This is a genomic window from Vibrio sp. GLN_1 (assembly GCF_043106015.1).
Taxonomy (GTDB): domain Bacteria; phylum Pseudomonadota; class Gammaproteobacteria; order Enterobacterales; family Vibrionaceae; genus Vibrio; species Vibrio parahaemolyticus.
Window position 1 is genome coordinate 16,196 of the sequence record NZ_JBICMD010000016.1, and the last position, 19,819, is coordinate 36,014.

Sequence of the window (19,819 nt, forward strand, 5' to 3'; positions counted from 1 at the left end):
ATGCAAAAACGCGCTTTATATTCCTTAGTTTTTTCTGCACTGATTTTGGCTGGTTGTTCATCCACCAGTCAAAAGACACAAGAAGGCCGTTACGAACTTGAATCCGATGTAGCACCCGATACGCCGCTTTCAGTCGAACACATCGAGGATGCGCATCCCAAATACGAACCTTACAGCCTAGGTGGTAATACCGATTACCACTTGCGCGGTAATGATTACAAGATCGTTCGCGACGCAAAAGGGTTTACTGAAAAAGGTCGTGCATCTTGGTACGGTAAAAAGTTCCAGGGGCATTTGACGTCTAACGGTGAAATCTACGACATGTACTCCATGACGGCTGCGCATAAAACGCTACCGTTACCAAGCTATGTGAAAGTGACCAACACCGACAATGGCAAAACCACAGTCGTTCGAGTAAATGACCGAGGTCCGTTTCACGATGGCCGTATCATCGACTTGAGCTACGCCGCTGCGCATAAATTGGATGTCATAAAAACAGGAACGGCGAATGTTGAAATCGAAGTTATCAGCGTAGAGAAACCTACCGATCAAAAATCGCTAGACTCTCACCCAAAGTACGTCATTCAAGTCGCATCTTCAAAAAATGAAGATCGCGCACGAACTTTAGGCGCAGAGCTTGGTCAAAAGCTGGATACCGAAACTTTCTTAGAAAACGCGAAAGAGTCTTATCGCTTGTTATTGGGTCCATTTACTGACTATTCCCTGACGCAAGCCACACTGGATAAAGTAAAGTTGCTCGGCTATTCGTCCGCATTTATTAAAAAACACAACACTGCGAAATGACCTTGAGTCATGAATTTCTAAACGAAGCCCCTCTTACATAAGTGGGGATTCTGGTAAGATGTGTGCAGTTAAACCCAAAAATTTGAATTACCATGAATAAAAATAAGTTTGTGAAATCTATTCTCGTTTCTTCGGTTGCCCTTTCTGCAACCTTCGCTCAATCTGCTTTTGCATCACCAGTCGTTGTTCCAGATGCGCCTCAAATTGCGGCAAAAGGCTACGTACTGATGGATTACCATTCAGGTAAAGTGCTAGCAGAAAAAGAAATGAACACAAAATTGTCTCCTGCTAGTCTAACTAAAATGATGACCAGCTACGTAATCGGCCAAGAGCTAGCACGTGGTAATATCTCAGAAGATGATGACGTAACCATCAGTAAGAATGCATGGGCGAAAAACTTCCCAGATTCTTCAAAAATGTTCATTGAAGTAGGTACTACGGTAAAAGTACGTGATCTTAACCGTGGCATCATCATTCAATCAGGTAACGATGCGTGTGTGGCAATGGCTGAACACATCGCAGGTTCTGAAGATGCATTTGTTGACCTAATGAACGCGTGGGCAAATACCCTAGGCATGAAGAACTCTCATTTTGCCAACGTTCACGGCCTAGATAACTCTGAACTGTACTCAACACCTTACGACATGGCGCTACTTGGTAAAGCCCTGATTCGTGACGTGCCAGACGAGTACCGTGTTTACTCTGAAAAGAAATTCACTTACAACGGCATCACCCAATACAACCGCAACGGTCTACTTTGGGATAAGAGCATGAACGTTGATGGCATCAAAACTGGCCACACAAGCAATGCAGGTTACAGCCTAGTAAGTTCAGCAACAGAAGGCCAAATGCGTTTGGTTGCTGTAGTGATGGGCACTAAAGATGCAAATGCTCGTAAATCAGAAAGCAAAAAACTACTGAGCTACGGCTTCCGCTTCTTCGAAACAGTAGCGCCTCACAAAGCGGGTGAAACCTTCGTAGAAGAAAAAGTGTGGATGGGTAACAAAGACACCGTTGCTCTGGGTCTTGATCAAGACACTTACGTAACACTGCCACGCGGTGAAGCGAAAAACCTAAAAGCAAGCTTCGTACTTGAAAAAGAGCTAGAAGCCCCAATTAATAAAGGTGATGTAGTCGGTAAGCTATACTATCAAATCGATGGTGAAGATATTGCTGAATACCCGCTAATGGCACTAGAAACCGTAGAGCAAGGCAGCTTGTTCAGCCGTTTATGGGATTACATCGTATTGTTATTCAAGAGCTTCTTCTAAACGAGTCGCAGAATAGCAAACTTATTCGCAAAGCCGCCAATTATGGCGGCTTTTTAAGTCTGTGATCCTCACCTTGAGTTCACCCTAATTTGACTGTACTATTTCGCACCGCAACGAATACCAACTGGAGTTATCGATATGCTAACCATCAACTCTGATGCAAAATTGAAAGACCTGCTTGAGTTCCCTTGTTCTTTTACTTACAAGGTAATGGGTCATGCAAAGCCTGAGCTTCCAGAACTCGTTCTTGAAGTAATCCAGCGCCATGCTCCAGGTGACTACAGCCCAAAAGTCAAACCAAGCGCTAAAGGCAACTACCACTCAGTGTCTATCAACATCACTGCAACGTCTATCGAGCAGGTTGAAACCCTATACAAAGAATTGGGCGAAATCGACATCGTTCGTATGGTTCTATAATTTTTTGATAGATTAAATTTTTTTTGAAAGCAGCTTCGGCTGCTTTCTTTTTATTTATCAGCCAGATAACTCGATATCCTTGTGCTTTCAGTTAAAAATCTGTTACTCAGCGGTAGAGCATCTGGGTCATCCGGTTTATAATCCAAAAACTTTATATATTAGCGACAGGAATTCCCATGCAACACCAACTTGTTGTAAAACGACTTGGCCGCCAAGACTATGAGCCTGTATGGAAGGCGATGCATGAGTTCACCGACCAACGCACAGAAGAAACCCCTGATGAAGTCTGGTTGGTCGAACATAACCCAGTATTTACCCAAGGGCAGGCAGGCAAAGCCGAGCACTTAATTAACACTGGTGATATTCCTGTCGTACAAAGTGACCGTGGTGGTCAGGTAACCTATCATGGTCCTGGTCAACTCGTGGCTTACTTCTTGATCAACCTACGTCGCAAAAAATTAGGCGTACGAGATCTCGTTACAACCATCGAGAACCTCGTGATCAACACATTAAAAGCATACAATATCGACTCTGCCGCAAGACCAGACGCCCCTGGCGTTTACGTCGATGGCAAGAAAATATGCTCTCTCGGTCTACGTATTCGTAAAGGTTGCTCATTCCATGGGTTAGCCCTGAATGTAAATATGGACTTAACGCCGTTCCTACGCATCAACCCTTGTGGTTATGCAGGCATGGAAATGGTTCAAGTGAGCCAATTTAACGGCCCGAGTGACGTAGAAACCGTAGAAAAACAATTAATAGAAGAACTCGTTACTTTGCTCAATTACGAGCGAGTAGAATTCAGCACAGAAGCACCTTCTCAAGGTAATAAAGCATGAGCAAACCAATCCAGATGGAAAAAGGCGTTAAATATCGTGACGCCGATAAAATGGCATTGATTCCCGTAAAGAACATGCCTACAGAGCAGAAAGAAGTGCTACGTAAGCCTGATTGGATGAAGATCAAGCTACCAGCCGACAGCCAACGAATTCAAGACATCAAAGCTGCGATGCGTAAGAACAAACTTCACTCCGTATGTGAAGAAGCGTCTTGCCCTAACCTAGCGGAATGTTTTAACCACGGTACAGCAACCTTCATGATCCTAGGTGCAATCTGTACTCGTCGTTGTCCTTTCTGTGACGTTGCTCATGGCCGTCCATTACCACCAGAAGCAGAAGAGCCACAAAAGCTGGCAAGAACTATCGCCGACATGAAACTGAAGTACGTTGTTATTACTTCAGTAGACCGTGACGACCTACGTGATGGTGGCGCACAACACTTTGCCGATTGTAACCGTGAGATCCGCGCGTTAAATCCAGACATCAAGATCGAAACACTGGTTCCTGACTTCCGTGGTCGTATGGACGTAGCGCTTGACCTGATGAAAGACAACCCGCCTGATGTCTTCAACCATAACCTAGAAACTGCACCGCGTCTTTACCGTAAAGCTCGCCCAGGGGCGAACTACAAGTGGTCACTTGAGCTTCTTAAGAAGTTCAAAGAGCAGCATCCAGATGTACCGACCAAATCAGGTCTGATGATGGGCCTTGGTGAAACCAAAGAAGAAATCATCGAAGTGCTTAAAGATCTACGTGCACACGGTGTAACGATGCTAACTCTAGGTCAGTACCTAGCGCCAAGCCGTCACCACTTGCCTGTAGAACGTTACGTTCCACCATCAGAGTTTGACGAGCTGAAAGAAGTCGCACTAGAGCTAGGCTTCACGCACGCAGCATGTGGTCCATTTGTTCGCTCTTCATACCATGCCGATATGCAGGCACAAGGTCTTGAGATAAAATAAGCATCTTGAACTCGAAAACTGAAAAGGTTGGCTTAGTGCCAACCTTTTTTGTATCTGCCAAACAAGAGATGCCCTGCACCACTCTCTTTTATTCGATGGCACGATTAAACAATCCCAGACGCCAGAAAAACAAAAAGGCCCTCAATTGAGGACCTTTAGTATTTTCAAATTGATTTGTTTCTAGTTCAAGGAAAAGGCGCGCAGTTTACAACTGTAAATGAGCACCTTTGACACAGAAATAGAGTGAATCAGGCAGAACAATTAGGCGTAAACCGGTAGACGCTTACAGATTTCTAATACTTTCTGTTTAGTCGCTTCGATAACTTCTTCGTTGCCGATGTTATCTAGGACGTCACACATCCAGTTTGCTAGATCTTTTGCGTCTTCTTCAGTAAAACCACGACGAGTGATCGCTGGTGTACCTACACGAATACCAGACGTTACGAATGGGCTGCGTGGGTCATTTGGTACTGAGTTCTTGTTTACTGTAATGTTTGCTGCACCTAGTGCCGCGTCTGCATCTTTACCAGTGATGTCTTTGTCGATTAGATCAACAAGGAACAAGTGGTTTTCTGTGCCGTTAGATACGATTTTGTAGCCACGCTCTTGGAACTGACCAACCATTGCTTTTGCGTTTTTCACTACGCGAGCTTGGTAAGCTTTGAACTCTGGCTCCATCGCTTCTTTGAACGCTACTGCTTTACCAGCGATAACGTGCATTAGAGGGCCACCTTGACCACCAGGGAACACAGCTGAGTTCAGCTTCTTGTACATATCTTCGCCAGCATTAGACAAGATAAGACCACCGCGAGGGCCTGCTAGTGTTTTGTGCGTCGTTGTTGTTACTACGTGAGCGTGTGGAACAGGTGTTGGGTATTCGCCTGCTGCGATAAGACCAGCTACGTGTGCCATATCAACGAAAAGGTAAGCATCTACTTTGTCCGCGATTTCACGCATGCGCTTCCAATCAACGATTTGCGAGTAAGCAGAGAAACCACCGATGATCATCTTAGGCTTGTGCTCAAGCGCTAGCTGTTCCATCTCGTCGTAATTGATTTGACCCGCTTCATCGATACCGTAAGGGATAACGTTGTAATGCTTACCAGAGAAGTTTACTGGAGAACCGTGAGTCAGGTGACCACCGTGCGCTAGGCTCATACCTAGTACTGTATCGCCTGGGTTAAGAAGCGCCATGTAAACTGCGCTGTTTGCTTGAGAACCTGAGTGAGGTTGTACGTTCGCGTACTCACAACCGAATAGTTTGCATGCACGATCGATAGCAAGCTGTTCTGCTTTATCTACGTACTCACAACCGCCGTAGTAACGCTTGCCTGGGTAGCCTTCAGCGTATTTGTTCGTTAGCTGAGAACCTTGCGCTTCCATTACACGTGGGCTTGTGTAGTTTTCAGAAGCGATAAGTTCAATGTGTTCTTCCTGGCGAAGGGTTTCTTCCTGGATAGCTGCGAACAGTTCCGCATCGTAATCTGCGATGTTCATATCACGCTTAAGCATCTGTATCTCCTGACTCAGATTAGTACTGAAAGTTGCAAAAAAACTGGTTAACGACCTAACGCAAACGTTTTCGTCGCATCAATGGCGCGCATTCTACATAATTTGATCTAGGTCATAAAGAGAAATTTACAATTTTTCTCATGCAGTTTTTTCATGATGACAAGCAATATCTATCATGGTGATGTTGCAATTGTTCAACCACGATTTATTGCCTGTCAATTTTGTGCTTTACACCCTGTAAAACAGCAATTACATAGGTTTACCGCAAATTTTACCCTCTAGCTACCGAAAAGATCATCTTTTTACTACTATGCACGCCTTATTTCTCACCGATGACTGCAATTTTGATGGAAAAACACTCAAGAAAAGAAGACTGGATAGCAATTCTCACTGGTACCTTTTTGGTCGCTCAGGGCGTTTTCTTTCTCCAATCCGCGAACCTTCTAACAGGAGGCACGACTGGATTGGCATTGCTAATAAGCCAATTTACACCTTTTACCTTTGGTGTGCTGTACTTTTTGGCAAACTGTCCTTTTTACTTACTCGCATGGAAACGCTTCGGCCGTCATTTCGCAATCAATAGCGCTATTTCTGGCGCTTTGGTTTCTATCTTTGCCGATCACCTTTATTTGCTGATCTCACTCGAATCGGTTAACGAAATTTATTGCGCGGTAGCTGGTGGCCTATTGATGGGATTAGGTATGCTGATTTTGTTCCGACATCGCTCCAGCCTAGGTGGCTTTAACGTGTTGTGTTTGTTTATTCAGGACAAGTTTGGAATTTCTGTTGGCAAAAGCCAGATGGCAATCGATGCATGTATCCTGTTTGCTTCGTTCTTCTTTGTCACTCCAGAGGTGATTGGCCTTTCGATTTTGGGTGCCTTTGCACTGAATGTCGTATTGGCGATGAATCACAAACCACACCGATATTCCGTTACCTACGGTTCATAAACTTTTGATGATAATTGACGCGCGATTTATAAGATTTCGCGCTTCAATAACTATATAATATTTCGCGATTTCCAAATAACTCGGTACGGTATGCGCGACTTTCTACAACAAGCCAAACAAACTCACAGTTGTATTGCGATTGGCGAGTTGGTCTACAATCCGAAAACTCAGACTCTTCATCAAGACACTATCGCGATTGATCTCGAACCTCGTACCATTGAGTTATTAGAGCTACTGCTAACAAGCGTGGGGCATCCGATCTCTGCCGACACCATTATCGAAACCATTTGGCAGAGCAAATTCATCTCCAAGAATGTGCTCACTAACCGCATTAGCACCTTACGTGCGCTGCTACAGCAACACCTACCCGAGTACGATGCGGCTAAGCTCTTGGTCACTTATCCTCGCAAGGGTTATTTTCTTAACCCTGCCAATATCCGTTTAATACCACCAGCGAAAAACCATCGACGCGTTATCCCAACTCAGGTTGCGAGTAATAAGAACTTCAAGCTAATTTTTGCTTATAGCTTGTGTGCCATACTTGCAGTTTGTAGCGTGACGCTCGCAAGCTTGCTATGGCAACGCCAAGAGATTTCAACACAACAAACACGTCATCAGTTACTTATCCCCAAAGTCGAGTTGCTGCTCAACCGTGTCGATGCAATCGGCTCTCAGGCACGAAAATATCGCACACTGGTCAAAGCCGTCTTACTGCAACAACAAGTCGAATATCCATATACCGACATCGCTAACCAAGACGCTCCAAGTTACTTTCTGGATCCCATTGGTCATACACCGTATTTCCCTGGTGCACGAAATATGCAGACCAGTGATTACGAACTCAACATAGAGTTAAAAGACGGCGCAGAACAAGGCACCTTGAAAGCGCAGATGAACCTTATTTATCCTGCGACAGGGAAACTGGCATTTCGCAATGAATACACACTGCGCTTATCCGACCTACAATCGGACATCTTCCAAATTCACTCGGATGTCGCACAATACTTCAACTTGCCTGCACCTTCGGCAAGCACATGGCAACTGTCAGACGTTCACCAAAAAATGCTGTTTGAGAATGTCTTTTCTAACCAACCTCTCCAACAAGCTGATGAGTTTGCAGCTATCACAACCGCAAGGCATCTCGCGTTATACGAGCAAGAGCCTCAAAAGCTGGAAGCGTATTTGACGCAAGTGCAGTCGTCGTTCGATGTTTTGCCAGATGAGCTAAGCCTCTGGTTGGGCGTATTGCATTTCAAACTAGGTAACCTAGACCGAGCAAAAGTTCTGTTGACTACTCCAGATGGCGACTCACGCATTCAAAACGCGCTGATTTATACGTTTGTGTCTCACATCGCTTATAAGCAAAACAAACTTGAACAGTTCCGTCTCAACTACATGGAATCACTGGTGGCACTGCTGCGCGTTTTACCCTCCGAGACATTGTTTGAACGTCTTTCTCAATCAGAATCGAAAGAAACTTGCCTTCAACCATGGAAAACGTTGCATGTCAGTTTGACCGATCAAGAAATTATCAGCCGATGGAAAGCGCTCATCAATGAGTATTGCACCAACGTAGCTAACGAAATAAGCCCAAATAAAACAAAGACCTAAATATAAAATTAAGCTTTCGTTAAGCGCTATTAGCTTTTGTTTTTTGCCCTTTTTATCTCACCGAACTTAGCATGCTCGCATTCAAGCAACGGCCCAACATGAAGCGGCCTTATCAATCAGGAATGTAAACCATGCTAAACAAAATGACGCTTATCGCAGCAGCAACTCTGGCTCTTTACGGCTGTGGCGGAGGTTCGTCTTCTGGCAGTGCTAATCCAAACAAAGTGCCTCAAGAAAGTTTCGACATCGCGATTCAAAACTCCATTTTCGCTCCCGAGACAAACACACAACTTAGCTATTCGTTTAGCTTGGATGGCCAATCTGAAGGTGACATGAAGCTGAGCTTTCAAGCGATGGATAGCGAGCAAATATTGGCAGCATTGGCACAAATCCCAAACAGCGAAGCAATCATCCAGTTGGTTAATGACTTGGTGAACTACGGCGCTCAACAGTTCTATTACTCTGACGAACAGTTCAATAACGAAGAAGAGAGCAATACACTTTATTTTGCAGGCTCTGATGGTGCACTTCATGAAGTCACCGACGTTTATTCTATTGGCAATCAGTTTATTGCCATGCTAATGCACAGTAGCCCGATTTTCCGCCTGAACGGTAACGACGTAAAAGAGAAAAGCCCGAACATTGATATCGGTGAAGAAACCATGTCTCTGCAAACCACTCTTACAGGCAACGCAGTACACCACCTGTTAGACAGTTTTGAAGAACATGAGTGGGTACAAAACCTGCCAATGACAGCATCTTGCCAAGTGGTTTGGCAACAGCAAATCCGAGAGACTGGCGTACGTAAAACGTTCTCGATTTCGGGCAAGACAATTGAAGCGGCGTACCTGACGGAAGAGAATACTTACAACCTAAACTGCGATGATATGGACTCAATGGAATTCGCCACTTCAGCAGAACGTTGGTTTAACCCGAGCTTAGGTCTGATTGAGCAAATCGAACTACTAAAAGTACAACAAGTACAAATCAACGAAGAGAAAGTGCAGCTAACAGCGATTGAAACAAAATAAGCTCGCATCTTTTTGAGATACGGCGTCTCAATAAAAGAAGGCTTTGGGGAGCACACCAAAGCCTTCATCTCGAACATCAATCCTAGGGGTGATGACACCCGAGTTTATTCTTCTATCAATAAAATACGAGTTTCGTAAGGTCGTAACACTTGATGGTTTGACGCGACTGCGCTCGCTGAGTTTTGATAATTGGATAGCAAGTTTTTCGCTTTACTCAGTTCAAAACGTTCTGGCAGAACGCATTCCACCTCTTCAGCGTAGTAGTTATTGACACACAGCAGCGTTTGTTTGTCGTTCTGGCGAGCGTAAGCAAAAATGCGTTGATGCTCTGGCAGTAAATCTTCATAACGGCCATCGGTGATCACCGGAACCTGTTTACGTAGCTCAATCAAACGTTTGTAGAAGTAGAACACCGAGTTCAAATCTGCAACCGCTGCTTCTGCGTTGATTTCAGAGTAATTCTGCGCCACCTCAAGCCACGGTGTGCCTTCGGTAAAACCAGCGTGCTTTTGGCTATTCCACTGCATTGGCGTACGTGAGTTATCACGCGACTTCTGCGCCAAAATCGCCATCATCTCTTCGTGTGATACGCCATCGCGGTTGACCATGATGTCGTACATGTTGGTGCTTTCTACGTCGCGGTACTGGCTGATCTCAGTGTAACCTGGGTTGGTCATACCAATCTCTTCACCTTGATAAACATACGGCGTGCCTTGCATCATATGTACAGACGCCGCCAGCATTTTCGCCGACTCAACGCGGTATTGTTTATCATCACCTAAGCGGCTGACCACACGAGGTTGATCGTGGTTACACCAGAACAGTGCGCCCCACCCTTTGCCATTTAAGCCCGTTTGCCAATGGTTGAAGATCTGCTTTAACTGAATGAAATCAAACGGCGCTTTGGTCCATTTTTCACCATTCGGATAATCGACTTTCAGGTGGTGAAAATTGAACACCATCGACAGCTCTTTGCCATCTAATGAAGAGTATTGCTGGCAGTGCTCTAACATGGTCGAAGACATTTCCCCCACCGTCACGCTGCCGTACTTTTGAAACACGGCTTCGCTGATTTCTTGCAGATATTCGTGCACGCGAGGACCATCCGTATAGAAACGACGGCCATCGCCAATATCATCACTTGGGAAGTCTTGCTGTTTAGAAATCAGGTTGATGACGTCGAGACGGAAACCGTCCACGCCTTTGTCTGCCCAGAAACTGATGACTTCTTTGACTTCTTCACGCACCGCTGGGTTTTCCCAGTTCAAATCCGCCTGCTCTTTAGCAAAAAGGTGCAAGTAGTACTGCCCTGTCGCGTCATCCAATTCCCAAGCATTGCCTCCAAACTTCGATTGCCAGTTGTTAGGTTCTGCGCCCTCAACCGGATCTTTCCAGATGTAGTAGTCACGGTATGGGCTGTTTTTATCCCCTAACGCGGATTGGAACCAATGATGCTCAGTCGACGTGTGGTTCACTACAATGTCCATGATGATACGAATACCCAACTGATGCGCTTCTGCCAGCAAGGTATCGAAATCTTCCATAGTGCCGAACTGTGGATTGATCGCGTAGTAATCGGAAATGTCATAACCGTTATCAACCATAGGAGACTGATACACTGGCGTCAGCCAAATCGCATCCACACCAAGGTGTTTTAGATAATCCAGTTTAGAAATGATCCCTTTAATGTCGCCCGTGCCTTTACTGCCACTGTCACAAAAGCTTTTTGGGTAAATTTGATAGATGGTCGCGGTTTTCCACCAGCTCTCATCATGCTTGGTCATAGCCATTTCTAACACTCACTTACCAGTAATCGGAAACTTAAAATTTGAAAAGAAAAACAGGAGGAGGCAGCCAAGTCACTGCCTCAAATTGAATTACGCGTTTGCCGCTTCAAGCTCACCTTTCGCTTGTGCACGCTTATAAAGAATTAATGTTAATGCGGCAGGTACCACCATCGCGACTAGCATCGCCAGAGCAAAGATGCCCCAGAACTGCGGCTGGATAGATAAGATACCCGGCAAGCCGCCTACGCCGATACCATTCGCCATTACGCCCGCACTACCACAGATAGCAGCAGCGCATGCACTACCGATCATCGCGCTCAACATTGGGAACTTGTATTTCAAATTGATGCCGTACATCGCCGGCTCTGTTACGCCAAGGTAGGCAGAAATCGCTGCTGGCACTGAGATTTCACGCTCATCCTGCTTTTTACTGATGATAATGATGCCAACCACTGCCGATGCTTGAGCAATGTTCGATAGTGCAATCAAAGGCCAAATCGGCGTGCCACCCAATTCTTGCATCAACTGCAAGTCAACGGCGTTGGTTGTGTGGTGGATACCTGTGATCACAAGTGGCGCGTATAAGAAGCCGAAGATAGTTGAACCAATCATCGCGAAGTCACCAGTCATGGCCGCTTTTGCTGCGAATGCCACGCCATCACCCAACATGCGACCAAATGGACCAATGATCGAGTGCGCTAAAATCACCGAGGCAATGAGAGAAACAAACGGCACGACCACGAGGTATAGATAAGATGGGATGATGCGTTTTAAGTGCGTTTCGATAAACGCCAGTGCCATACCCGCTAACATCGCTGGAATCACCTGCGCCTGATAGCCCACTTTCTCAATAACAAACAATCCGAAATCCCAGACTTCTGGTGCTTGTTTACCGATCAAGTACGCGTTCATTAACTGCGGCGAAACCAACGTCACACCCAACGTGATACCCAGAATCGGTGTCCCGCCTAGCTTTTTCACGGTCGACCAACACACACCAACGGGTAAGAAGAAGAAAATCGCTTCACCAATTAACCATAGGAATGAGTGAACAGTCGCCCAAAACTGACTGATTTCCGTTAGGGTTTGACCATCAAACATTTTGATGTCGCCAATCACATTACGGAAACCAAGAATCAAACCACCAGTAATGATCGCAGGCAGCAACGGTACAAAGATTTCTGCAAGGTGGGAAATACCACGCTCAACAATATTCATGTTTTGACGAGCAGCGTTCTTGGATTCGTCTTTGCTCGCTTCACTTTTACCGCTTAGCTCGATCAGAACTTTGTAAACCTCATCAACTTCAGTGCCGATGACGACTTGGAATTGACCTGCGTTGGTAAAACAGCCTTTCACCATACGCAAGGCTTCTAACTGTTTCGTGTCCGCTTTGTCGGTATCATTTAGAACAAAACGCAAGCGAGTTAAACAGTGGCTTACACTGGCAATATTGTCCGGCCCCCCGACCAGCTCAATAAGACGCTCCACGTCTTTACGCGCAATCTTACTCATAACTTTGTCCACCCTGTATTGGATACATTCGATTCATCATTTTATTTTTATAAATGGGAACATTCCCATTTCTTAATTTTAATATTGCCACCCAAAGACAAAAAACAAAATGGGAACAGTCCCATTAATTGAGAATGATCACAGTATAATTTTAGAGCAGATCGTTTTAGAACGGGTTAACGGCAAACAGGATGTTGAGTGAAGTGAACGACTTCTTCATCACCATTTAACTGATTAATCAGCATCTTAGCGGACTTTTCACCCGCAAGGGTATAACCCGGGTCAACACTAAATACTTTAGGGAAAAGGAAAGAAAGCAACTCGTTACCACCCACGCCTGTCACGACCACATCTTCACGACCTAACTCTTGAAGACGCTTAATTACGCCCAATGCAATGGTATCGCTGGCACACACAATGGCTTGCGTATCTGCTTTTAAAACGTGATCCACCAACTGATAAGCACTTTCATGGCTAAGCTTACCGGTTTGGAAACAAGGTGTGAGTTGTTTACGTTGACACCAAGCTTTATAAGCATTTAAACGCGCCAAGCCTGTGGTTTTGTCTTCAGGATCAACACCAATGTAAGCAATGCGAGATAAAGCTTGCTGCTCAAGATGAGACAAAGCCATGTCTATCACGCCTTGGTTATCATAATTGATGGAAGAGACGTTATTGGTATCCATCGCAATCACCACAATGCGATTTCCCCACTCGGCTAAGGCTTGCTCATCGCACCCAGTAAAGCCAAACACGATCACCCCATCCACATTGCGACGCTTAAGCACGTTTAGATGCTCGTTGGTTTTGTCGCGATCAAATTGGCTTTCCATGATCACCGCGTCATAGCCAGCGGAATACAATGCATTGAGCATTGTACCAACAGCACGATTTTCGGATGGTGAGTCCAGACGGGAGATAATAACTCCAATGACTTTTTGGCTACCGCCACGCATTGATTGCGCAGATTTGGACGGTACATAGCCAGATTCACGAATGATTTGCTCTACTTTCTCTCGCGTTTGAGGTTTCACTTTTGGATCATTGGTAAGCACACGGCTTACTGTTGATTTGCCAACGCCTGCCAATTTCGCGATATCAAGAATGGTGAGTTTTTTGCTCATAAGTGATCAAACTAGAATGGATGAATGCTTAGGTGACTGAACTTTAACAGCAATAAAAGAAAAGGGAAGCAAACGCTTCCCTTAAACATGCAAATTGTGGTGTTATTTTTGTAAATACGCTGGCACATCTGCGATGCTATCGAGCACTACTGTAGCTAATGCTTCACCTTGCTCGGTGATTGGCTTACCTGTGCGAACCAGAATCTTAGTGCCAACACCTGCGGCTTCTGCTGCCATCATGTCTTCGGCTTTATCACCAATCATCACAGATTTTTCCATGTCGATTTTCAAGAAGTCGCGAGCAGAGATAAACATACCAGGTTTAGGTTTGCGGCAATCACAATCTTGCTTGTAGTCACCGATGCCATGCTCAGGATGATGTGGACAATAGTAAAAACCATCAAACTCAACGCCATTATCAACGAAGTTCCAGTCCATCCATTGTGTCAGAGACAAGAAACGGTCTTCACTGAATTTACCGCGCGCGATGCCCGATTGATTCGTTACAAGCACCAACAGGTAACCTTTATCTTTCAGCGCTTTTGTCGCTTCAAACACACCGTCAATGTACTCAAAATTATGTTCGTCATGAACGTAGCCGTGGTCAACGTTGATCACGCCGTCACGATCGATAAAAACAGCAGGTTTTGCCAAAACGTATTTCTCTATTAACTCGGTTTAATCAGATTATTACATACCTTATAAACTTCAACACTATCTAATTCGTTCTAGGCCTCGACAAAACGGTTGATTTGTTGGGCAAGAATCGGTAAATCTGAGGGTGCCCCTCCGCTCATCTTCTTGTTGTTATCTACGCCTCTTTCTTTCCAAAACAGAACATCCATACATTTAGACGTCTAGACGTAAAAATATCTATTGACTTCATTCTGGTTAACCCATAGCATCAACTGAGAATTGAGATAAAGCTCAAAATTAAGTTCTGTCAAAGGCCGTTTTTGACAGCGAAGTTCCCCTTATCTCTGGGCAGGTTGAAACATGATAGAAATAAAAAACGTCAATAAAGTGTTCTACCAAGGCAGTAAGGAAATCCTTGCCCTGAAAGACATTAACCTACACATCGCCAAGGGCACCATCTTCGGTGTTATCGGTTCATCAGGCGCTGGTAAAAGTACGCTGATCCGCTGTGTAAACATGCTAGAAGCACCAAGCTCTGGATCCATCATCGTTGATGGTGTTGATTTAACAACACTCAGCAAAAAGCAGTTGGTTGAAACGCGCCGCAACATTGGCATGATCTTCCAGCACTTCAATCTGCTTTCGTCTCGTACTGTGTTTGATAACGTGGCTCTACCACTGGAACTGGCTGGCAAAGACAAATCGCAAATCACAACAAAAGTGACTGAGTTGCTAAAGCTCGTTGGCTTAGCGGACAAGCACGAAAGCTATCCGTCCAACCTAAGTGGCGGTCAAAAACAACGTGTGGCTATTGCTCGTGCATTGGCATCCGACCCAAGCGTACTGTTGTGTGACGAAGCCACCAGCGCACTGGATCCTGCAACAACTCAATCCATCCTTGAGCTATTAAAAGAAATCAACCGCAAACTCAACATCACGATTCTACTGATCACCCACGAAATGGAAGTGGTAAAAAGCATCTGTCACGAAGTGGCGATCATCGGTGGTGGTGAATTGGTTGAGAAAGGCACGGTTGGCGATATTTTTGCGCACCCTAAAACGGAACTGGCTCACGAGTTCATTCGTTCCACATTGGATCTTTCCATTCCAGAAGATTACCAAGCGCGTTTGCAACCAAATCGCGTTGAAGGCAGCTACCCTCTTGTCCGTATGGAATTTACTGGCGCAACCGTAGATGCACCGTTGATGTCGCAGATTTCGCGTAAGTACAACATCGACGTCAGCATTCTGAGTTCCGATCTTGATTACGCCGGCGGCGTGAAGTTCGGCATGATGGTCGCAGAGCTGTTTGGTAATGAACAAGACGACAGTGCAGCAATTGAATATCTGCGCGAGCACAACGTAAAAGTAGAGGTACTTGGTTATGTCCTTTAATACGATTTTTGAATGGCTAAGTTTAAACAGCAAACTACTTTTAGGTGCTACGTGGGAAACCATCTATATGGTCGCGGTTGCTGGCGTAGTGGGTTTTGCGGTCGGCATTCCATTGGGGGTGATTCTGCATATTACTAAGAAAGGCGGCTTGCTAGAAAACACCAAACTGAACGGAATTCTTGGTGCAGTGGTTAACGTTGGGCGCTCAGTTCCTTTCCTTGTTTTGATGGTTGCGATCATTCCAGTAACTAAGATGTTAGTGGGCACTTTCATTGGTACAACTGCGGCAATCGTTCCGCTGACTATTGGTGCGATTCCGTTTGTCGCTCGTCTCATTGAAGGGGCATTGCTGGAAGTACCAACTGGCTTGGTTGAGGCTGCGCAATCCATGGGCGCAACACCAACGCAAATCATCACAAAAGTTCTCCTACCAGAAGCAATGCCGACTATTGTTAACTCAGTGACGATTACTCTAGTGACATTAGTGAGCTACTCTGCGATGGCAGGAACGGTTGGCGGCGGCGGCCTCGGTGACGTAGCCATCCGATACGGCTTCCACCGCTACGACATTACTATCATGGCAGTAACCGTTGTGATGTTGATTGTTCTAGTACAAATTATTCAGTCTATCGGTGACGCAGTGGTGCGCCGTGTAGACCACCGATAAGCATTGAAAATACATATTATAAGGAGATAAACATGAAATTTAGCCTTAAAGGTCTTTTGACTGTAGCAACCGCTGCTTCTGCTCTTGTTCTAGCGGGTTGTGGCGATAAAGAAGTGGACGTTAACAAGGTAAAAGTTGGCGTTATTGCAGGTGCTGAAGCGCAAGTTGCTGAAGTAGCGGCAAAAGTAGCGAAAGAAAAGTACAACCTAGACGTTGAACTGGTTACGTTCACGGACTACGTAACACCAAACGCTGCGCTAGATGACGGCTCTGTAGACGCGAACGCTTTCCAACACAAACCTTACCTAGATCAACAAGTTAAAGATCGCGGCTACAAACTGGCTATCGCAGGTAACTCGTTTGTTTACCCAATCGCAGGGTACTCAAAGCAAGTAAAATCTGTGGATGAAATTCAAGATGGCGCACGCATCGCGGTTCCAAACGATCCAACCAACCTAGGTCGCTCACTACTGCTTCTTGAGCAACAAGGTTTGATCACTCTACGTGATGGCGTTGGTTTACTCGCTACAGTACGTGACATCGTAGGCAATCCTAAGAACATTGAAATCATTGAGCTAGAAGCACCACAACTTCCTCGTTCTCTGGATGACGTAACGCTGTCTATCATTAACACCACTTACGCAAGCTCTATCGACCTGTCTCCAGAGCGTGACGGTGTGTTTGTTGAAGATAAAGAATCTCCATACGTAAACCTAATCGTAGCGCGTGAAGAGAACGTTAATGCTCAAAACGTACAAAACTTCGTAAAAGCTTATCAAACTGAAGAAGTTTACGAAGCAGCGAAAAAACTATTCAAAGGCGGCGTAGTGAAAGGTTGGTAATCTCGCTTTTCTAAAACAGAACTATTCGAAAACAAAAGGGCTGATGTGAAAACATCAGCCCTTTTTAGTCTTTCTCAATCTATCAAGTTAGGTCAGGTGAGAACCTATTTAATATGATCCCAAGAGATGTTCGAAACAATTCGGCACTCGTCGCACTTAAAATAGAAGATGTCATGCAATGGCTCATCAAGCAGCCATTCTCCACCACACTTCGGACACTTACGTGCTTTCTCGCTCTCCAACGACTGACCGCCCACGCGATACTGGTAATAGTAAGTTGGAATCTTGGTGATGTATTCGATACGACCACGCAAATCCCAACCGCGGCGGAACAACACACTGTCTACGTCGCAAATCTCGTGCAGCGCCGCATGCTCCGCGCGGCACCCGCCCGCCATTTGGATTTCATCGCACGCTTGCCATTCCGTCTGCCATTTGATGACCGCTTTATGATCGCCGTTGAGTGTCGGATCATTACGATACAGTGGAATTGGCAACAAAGTTTCACCACTGCGCAGTGGCGAGCACGTGTGCACATACGTCGTGTAGAGCACTTGCCAATTTGGCGCTTCGTCTTCGGCCGCTTGTTCTGAATTTAAATCACGACCAAGCATACGCATTTTCGGCGCAAGCAAAGACGCATCCGACAAACGATTCATGCACACTTTAACGAAATCTGAATGATAACGCGGATGCAAACTGTCTTGCTCCGGGCAAACCACGCGCACAAAAAATTCGCCATCGCCCATCACTATCGGGAATTCACGACCTAGCACTTGGCCGTTGTAACGCAACGCATCCATCAAACCGTTAATGGCTTTATCTACCGCACTGACGGTGGTGTTATCAAAACACTCAAATTGCAACTCAACAACGTACATGCTTACACCGCAGCCTCAATTTTGGCCAAAAACTCCACAACATTCTCTGCGAGCACTTCGCGCTTATCTGTTCCTAAACGCTCTAAAATCACATTGCCCGTTAAGTTACAAATTGAAATCACGTCCAATTCTGCATCCGTCGCTGCGATAAACACCGTCGGTTTTAGCTTTAGACGACGCTGTGTCACCAAATGACCCAAAATGTTCTCTTGTAAACGAACAAAATCGTCATCGCTCCAAACTTGAAGCAATGTCAGAGGATTCGTCTGCCACGTTGCGTCCATATCCGCACTGTATTGAGATCCATAAAACGCTTTAATGTCTTCATGCAGCGTCAACTCAATCGCATTTTCAACGTTAGTAAAATCCGCCATCTCTTCTCGCGGGAATGCTTTCCACAATACCGCGCCGTCACACTTCTCTTCGACACATGGAGAAACAAGATCAGCAAGCTCCTCATTGCGAGGCAATTCATTATGCTTATTTTGCCAAGCTTGTTGGTAGCGCAGGCTGAAGTCTTGTAGCGCCTGAGTAACGGTTTGGGTCATGAAGGTCTCCTCATTCCTTATTTGTCAGATAGCAGAATTTGCCGGATAGCAATTAATCAGCGGATTCAGTAAAATTCTCGCCATTCTAATCGAAAACGACCACAAAGTATGAGCAAATATTCTGACGCTAAAGAGCTTGCTGGCCTGACGCTGGGCAAAAAGACTGAGTACGCTAACCAGTACGATGCAAGCCTACTGCAACCTGTACCTCGCAGCCTAAACCGTGATGACCTTGAACTAGGCGACACCTTACCTTTCTTGGGACATGACATTTGGACTCTGTACGAACTGTCTTGGCTAAACAGCAAAGGCTTGCCTCAAGTGGCCGTTGGTGAAGTGTACATTCCTGCAACCAGTGCAAACTTAATTGAGTCGAAGTCATTCAAGCTCTACCTAAATAGCTACAACCAAACCCGTTTCGCGAGTTGGGAAGAAGTAGCAGAGCGTTTAACGCAAGACCTATCCGCGTGTGCGAGCGAAAAGGTATTGGTCGAAGTGAACCCTGTAGGTCACTACACCAACCAACCTATCGTGACAATGGAAGGCGAATGCATTGACGACCAAGACATTGAAATCAACAGCTACGATTTTGATGCTGATTTGCTAGCAGGTGCTGCTGGCGAAGATCAAGTGGAAGAAGTGCTGCATAGCCACCTATTGAAATCGAACTGTTTGATCACCAACCAGCCAGACTGGGGCAGCGTTGAAATTCGCTACCAAGGTGCCAAGATCGATCGTGAGAAGTTGCTGCGCTATTTGGTGTCTTTCCGTGAACACAACGAGTTCCATGAGCAATGTGTAGAACGTATTTTCACTGACCTGATGAAATACTGCCAACCAAACAAATTGACGGTATTTGCGCGTTACACTCGTCGTGGCGGCTTGGATATCAACCCTTACCGTTCGACAGAACAAGATAAGCCAGCTCATAATCATCGCATGGCTCGTCAATAATAGCGTCATAGGCAGAAATAAGTTCGGCAATCAAGAGGATTGCCGGGCGTTTTTATTGCCCAAGCATGTTACT

Annotated in this window: 19 protein-coding genes; 12 read left to right on the forward strand and 7 right to left on the reverse strand. The window is 45.5% G+C overall.

The window, feature by feature from the left end; all coding sequences use genetic code 11:
* The 5 genes from ACF8OV_RS07835 (at window position 1) to lipA (ending at window position 4,293) form a co-directional block, all read left to right on the forward strand.
* A complete protein-coding gene (locus ACF8OV_RS07835; protein ID WP_062854966.1) occupies window positions 1–804 on the forward strand; it encodes a septal ring lytic transglycosylase RlpA family protein in 804 nt (267 codons plus the stop codon).
* A gap of 92 nt (window positions 805–896) precedes the next feature.
* Window positions 897–2,075 (forward strand): serine hydrolase, encoded by a 1,179-nt coding sequence (locus ACF8OV_RS07840; RefSeq protein WP_005488796.1) that lies wholly within the window; start codon window positions 897–899, stop codon window positions 2,073–2,075.
* A gap of 138 nt (window positions 2,076–2,213) precedes the next feature.
* The gene (gene ybeD / locus ACF8OV_RS07845; protein WP_005488798.1) at window positions 2,214–2,492 is read left to right on the forward strand and encodes a DUF493 family protein YbeD; all 279 of its coding nucleotides are present in this window, start codon (window positions 2,214–2,216) and stop codon (window positions 2,490–2,492) included.
* 176 nt (window positions 2,493–2,668) lie between these two features.
* On the forward strand, window positions 2,669–3,331 hold the full coding sequence (gene lipB, locus ACF8OV_RS07850) for a lipoyl(octanoyl) transferase LipB (protein WP_140311954.1): 663 nt from the start codon (window positions 2,669–2,671) through the stop codon (window positions 3,329–3,331).
* Window positions 3,328–4,293: a lipoyl synthase gene (gene lipA / locus ACF8OV_RS07855; RefSeq protein ID WP_005496220.1), complete on the forward strand. Its 966-nt coding sequence runs from the start codon at window positions 3,328–3,330 to the stop codon at window positions 4,291–4,293. The genes lipB and lipA overlap by 4 nt, the downstream gene beginning before the upstream one ends.
* Before the next feature lie 261 nt (window positions 4,294–4,554).
* Here the strand turns inward: lipA and glyA are convergent, their stop codons facing one another.
* Window positions 4,555–5,805, reverse strand: coding sequence for a serine hydroxymethyltransferase (glyA, locus tag ACF8OV_RS07860; protein WP_005479594.1), 1,251 nt, complete (start codon window positions 5,803–5,805; stop codon window positions 4,555–4,557).
* A gap of 347 nt (window positions 5,806–6,152) precedes the next feature.
* On the opposite strand from glyA, the gene ACF8OV_RS07865 reads away from it, so the two are divergent.
* The 3 genes from ACF8OV_RS07865 to ACF8OV_RS07875 all read left to right on the forward strand — a co-directional run bounded on the left by ACF8OV_RS07865 (window position 6,153) and on the right by ACF8OV_RS07875 (window position 9,397).
* Window positions 6,153–6,755, forward strand: a complete 603-nt coding sequence (locus ACF8OV_RS07865) for a YitT family protein (RefSeq protein ID WP_005496223.1) — start codon at window positions 6,153–6,155, stop codon at window positions 6,753–6,755.
* Between the two features lie 90 nt (window positions 6,756–6,845).
* The gene (locus tag ACF8OV_RS07870) at window positions 6,846–8,366 is read left to right on the forward strand and encodes a winged helix-turn-helix domain-containing protein (protein ID WP_086458910.1); all 1,521 of its coding nucleotides are present in this window, start codon (window positions 6,846–6,848) and stop codon (window positions 8,364–8,366) included.
* Window positions 8,367–8,497: 131 nt separating this feature from the next.
* Window positions 8,498–9,397 (forward strand): hypothetical protein, encoded by a 900-nt coding sequence (locus ACF8OV_RS07875; protein WP_005459179.1) that lies wholly within the window; start codon window positions 8,498–8,500, stop codon window positions 9,395–9,397.
* Between the two features lie 104 nt (window positions 9,398–9,501).
* Here the strand turns inward: ACF8OV_RS07875 and treC are convergent, their stop codons facing one another.
* The 4 genes from treC to gmhB all read right to left on the reverse strand — a co-directional run bounded on the left by treC (window position 9,502) and on the right by gmhB (window position 14,477).
* A complete protein-coding gene (gene treC, locus ACF8OV_RS07880) occupies window positions 9,502–11,187 on the reverse strand; it encodes an alpha,alpha-phosphotrehalase (protein ID WP_140113113.1) in 1,686 nt (561 codons plus the stop codon).
* An 87-nt stretch (window positions 11,188–11,274) separates the two neighbouring features.
* Window positions 11,275–12,699: a PTS trehalose transporter subunit IIBC gene (gene treB / locus ACF8OV_RS07885; protein WP_005486795.1), complete on the reverse strand. Its 1,425-nt coding sequence runs from the start codon at window positions 12,697–12,699 to the stop codon at window positions 11,275–11,277.
* A 176-nt stretch (window positions 12,700–12,875) separates the two neighbouring features.
* Window positions 12,876–13,823 (reverse strand): trehalose operon repressor TreR, encoded by a 948-nt coding sequence (treR, locus tag ACF8OV_RS07890; RefSeq protein ID WP_005459168.1) that lies wholly within the window; start codon window positions 13,821–13,823, stop codon window positions 12,876–12,878.
* A gap of 102 nt (window positions 13,824–13,925) precedes the next feature.
* Window positions 13,926–14,477 (reverse strand): D-glycero-beta-D-manno-heptose 1,7-bisphosphate 7-phosphatase, encoded by a 552-nt coding sequence (gene gmhB / locus ACF8OV_RS07895; RefSeq protein ID WP_392404340.1) that lies wholly within the window; start codon window positions 14,475–14,477, stop codon window positions 13,926–13,928.
* 342 nt (window positions 14,478–14,819) lie between these two features.
* Here gmhB and metN point away from each other — a divergent pair, with 342 nt between their 5' ends.
* The 3 genes from metN to ACF8OV_RS07910 are packed head-to-tail and all read left to right on the forward strand — an operon-like array spanning window position 14,820 to window position 17,363.
* Window positions 14,820–15,854 carry a methionine ABC transporter ATP-binding protein MetN gene (gene metN / locus ACF8OV_RS07900; protein WP_005459161.1) on the forward strand — a complete coding sequence of 345 codons (1,035 nt, stop codon included), beginning with the start codon at window positions 14,820–14,822 and terminating at the stop codon, window positions 15,852–15,854.
* A complete protein-coding gene (locus tag ACF8OV_RS07905; protein WP_005459160.1) occupies window positions 15,844–16,521 on the forward strand; it encodes a methionine ABC transporter permease in 678 nt (225 codons plus the stop codon). Before metN ends, ACF8OV_RS07905 begins: the two co-directional genes overlap by 11 nt.
* A gap of 32 nt (window positions 16,522–16,553) precedes the next feature.
* On the forward strand, window positions 16,554–17,363 hold the full coding sequence (locus ACF8OV_RS07910; protein ID WP_005459159.1) for a MetQ/NlpA family lipoprotein: 810 nt from the start codon (window positions 16,554–16,556) through the stop codon (window positions 17,361–17,363).
* Between the two features lie 104 nt (window positions 17,364–17,467).
* On the opposite strand, the gene ACF8OV_RS07915 is transcribed toward ACF8OV_RS07910, so the two are convergent.
* Complete coding sequence (locus ACF8OV_RS07915; RefSeq protein WP_025794967.1) at window positions 17,468–18,244, reverse strand: Zn-ribbon-containing protein; 777 nt, start codon at window positions 18,242–18,244, stop codon at window positions 17,468–17,470.
* A 2-nt stretch (window positions 18,245–18,246) separates the two neighbouring features.
* Window positions 18,247–18,792, reverse strand: coding sequence for a SecY-interacting protein (syd, locus tag ACF8OV_RS07920; RefSeq protein ID WP_005459156.1), 546 nt, complete (start codon window positions 18,790–18,792; stop codon window positions 18,247–18,249).
* Between the two features lie 108 nt (window positions 18,793–18,900).
* On the opposite strand from syd, the gene queF reads away from it, so the two are divergent.
* Window positions 18,901–19,746, forward strand: coding sequence for an NADPH-dependent 7-cyano-7-deazaguanine reductase QueF (gene queF, locus ACF8OV_RS07925; RefSeq protein WP_258496183.1), 846 nt, complete (start codon window positions 18,901–18,903; stop codon window positions 19,744–19,746).
* The last annotated feature ends 73 nt before the right edge of the window (window positions 19,747–19,819 follow it).

Excerpts from the sequence above, each read along its gene's own strand:
- treR (WP_005459168.1), bottom strand. The coding sequence starts at position 13,823 with ATGAGCAAAAAACTCACCATTCTTGATATCGCGAAATTGGCAGGCGTT.
- ACF8OV_RS07915 (WP_025794967.1), bottom strand. The coding sequence starts at position 18,244 with ATGTACGTTGTTGAGTTGCAATTTGAGTGTTTTGATAACACCACCGTC.
- queF (WP_258496183.1), top strand. The coding sequence starts at position 18,901 with ATGAGCAAATATTCTGACGCTAAAGAGCTTGCTGGCCTGACGCTGGGC.
- lipB (WP_140311954.1), top strand. The coding sequence starts at position 2,669 with ATGCAACACCAACTTGTTGTAAAACGACTTGGCCGCCAAGACTATGAG.
- ACF8OV_RS07875 (WP_005459179.1), top strand. The coding sequence starts at position 8,498 with ATGCTAAACAAAATGACGCTTATCGCAGCAGCAACTCTGGCTCTTTAC.
- ACF8OV_RS07835 (WP_062854966.1), top strand. The coding sequence starts at position 1 with ATGCAAAAACGCGCTTTATATTCCTTAGTTTTTTCTGCACTGATTTTG.
- ACF8OV_RS07910 (WP_005459159.1), top strand. The coding sequence starts at position 16,554 with ATGAAATTTAGCCTTAAAGGTCTTTTGACTGTAGCAACCGCTGCTTCT.
- lipA (WP_005496220.1), top strand. The coding sequence starts at position 3,328 with ATGAGCAAACCAATCCAGATGGAAAAAGGCGTTAAATATCGTGACGCC.
- ACF8OV_RS07840 (WP_005488796.1), top strand. The coding sequence starts at position 897 with ATGAATAAAAATAAGTTTGTGAAATCTATTCTCGTTTCTTCGGTTGCC.
- treC (WP_140113113.1), bottom strand. The coding sequence starts at position 11,187 with ATGGCTATGACCAAGCATGATGAGAGCTGGTGGAAAACCGCGACCATC.
- ACF8OV_RS07865 (WP_005496223.1), top strand. The coding sequence starts at position 6,153 with ATGGAAAAACACTCAAGAAAAGAAGACTGGATAGCAATTCTCACTGGT.
- glyA (WP_005479594.1), bottom strand. The coding sequence starts at position 5,805 with ATGCTTAAGCGTGATATGAACATCGCAGATTACGATGCGGAACTGTTC.
- ACF8OV_RS07870 (WP_086458910.1), top strand. The coding sequence starts at position 6,846 with ATGCGCGACTTTCTACAACAAGCCAAACAAACTCACAGTTGTATTGCG.
- treB (WP_005486795.1), bottom strand. The coding sequence starts at position 12,699 with ATGAGTAAGATTGCGCGTAAAGACGTGGAGCGTCTTATTGAGCTGGTC.
- ybeD (WP_005488798.1), top strand. The coding sequence starts at position 2,214 with ATGCTAACCATCAACTCTGATGCAAAATTGAAAGACCTGCTTGAGTTC.
- ACF8OV_RS07905 (WP_005459160.1), top strand. The coding sequence starts at position 15,844 with ATGTCCTTTAATACGATTTTTGAATGGCTAAGTTTAAACAGCAAACTA.
- syd (WP_005459156.1), bottom strand. The coding sequence starts at position 18,792 with ATGACCCAAACCGTTACTCAGGCGCTACAAGACTTCAGCCTGCGCTAC.
- metN (WP_005459161.1), top strand. The coding sequence starts at position 14,820 with ATGATAGAAATAAAAAACGTCAATAAAGTGTTCTACCAAGGCAGTAAG.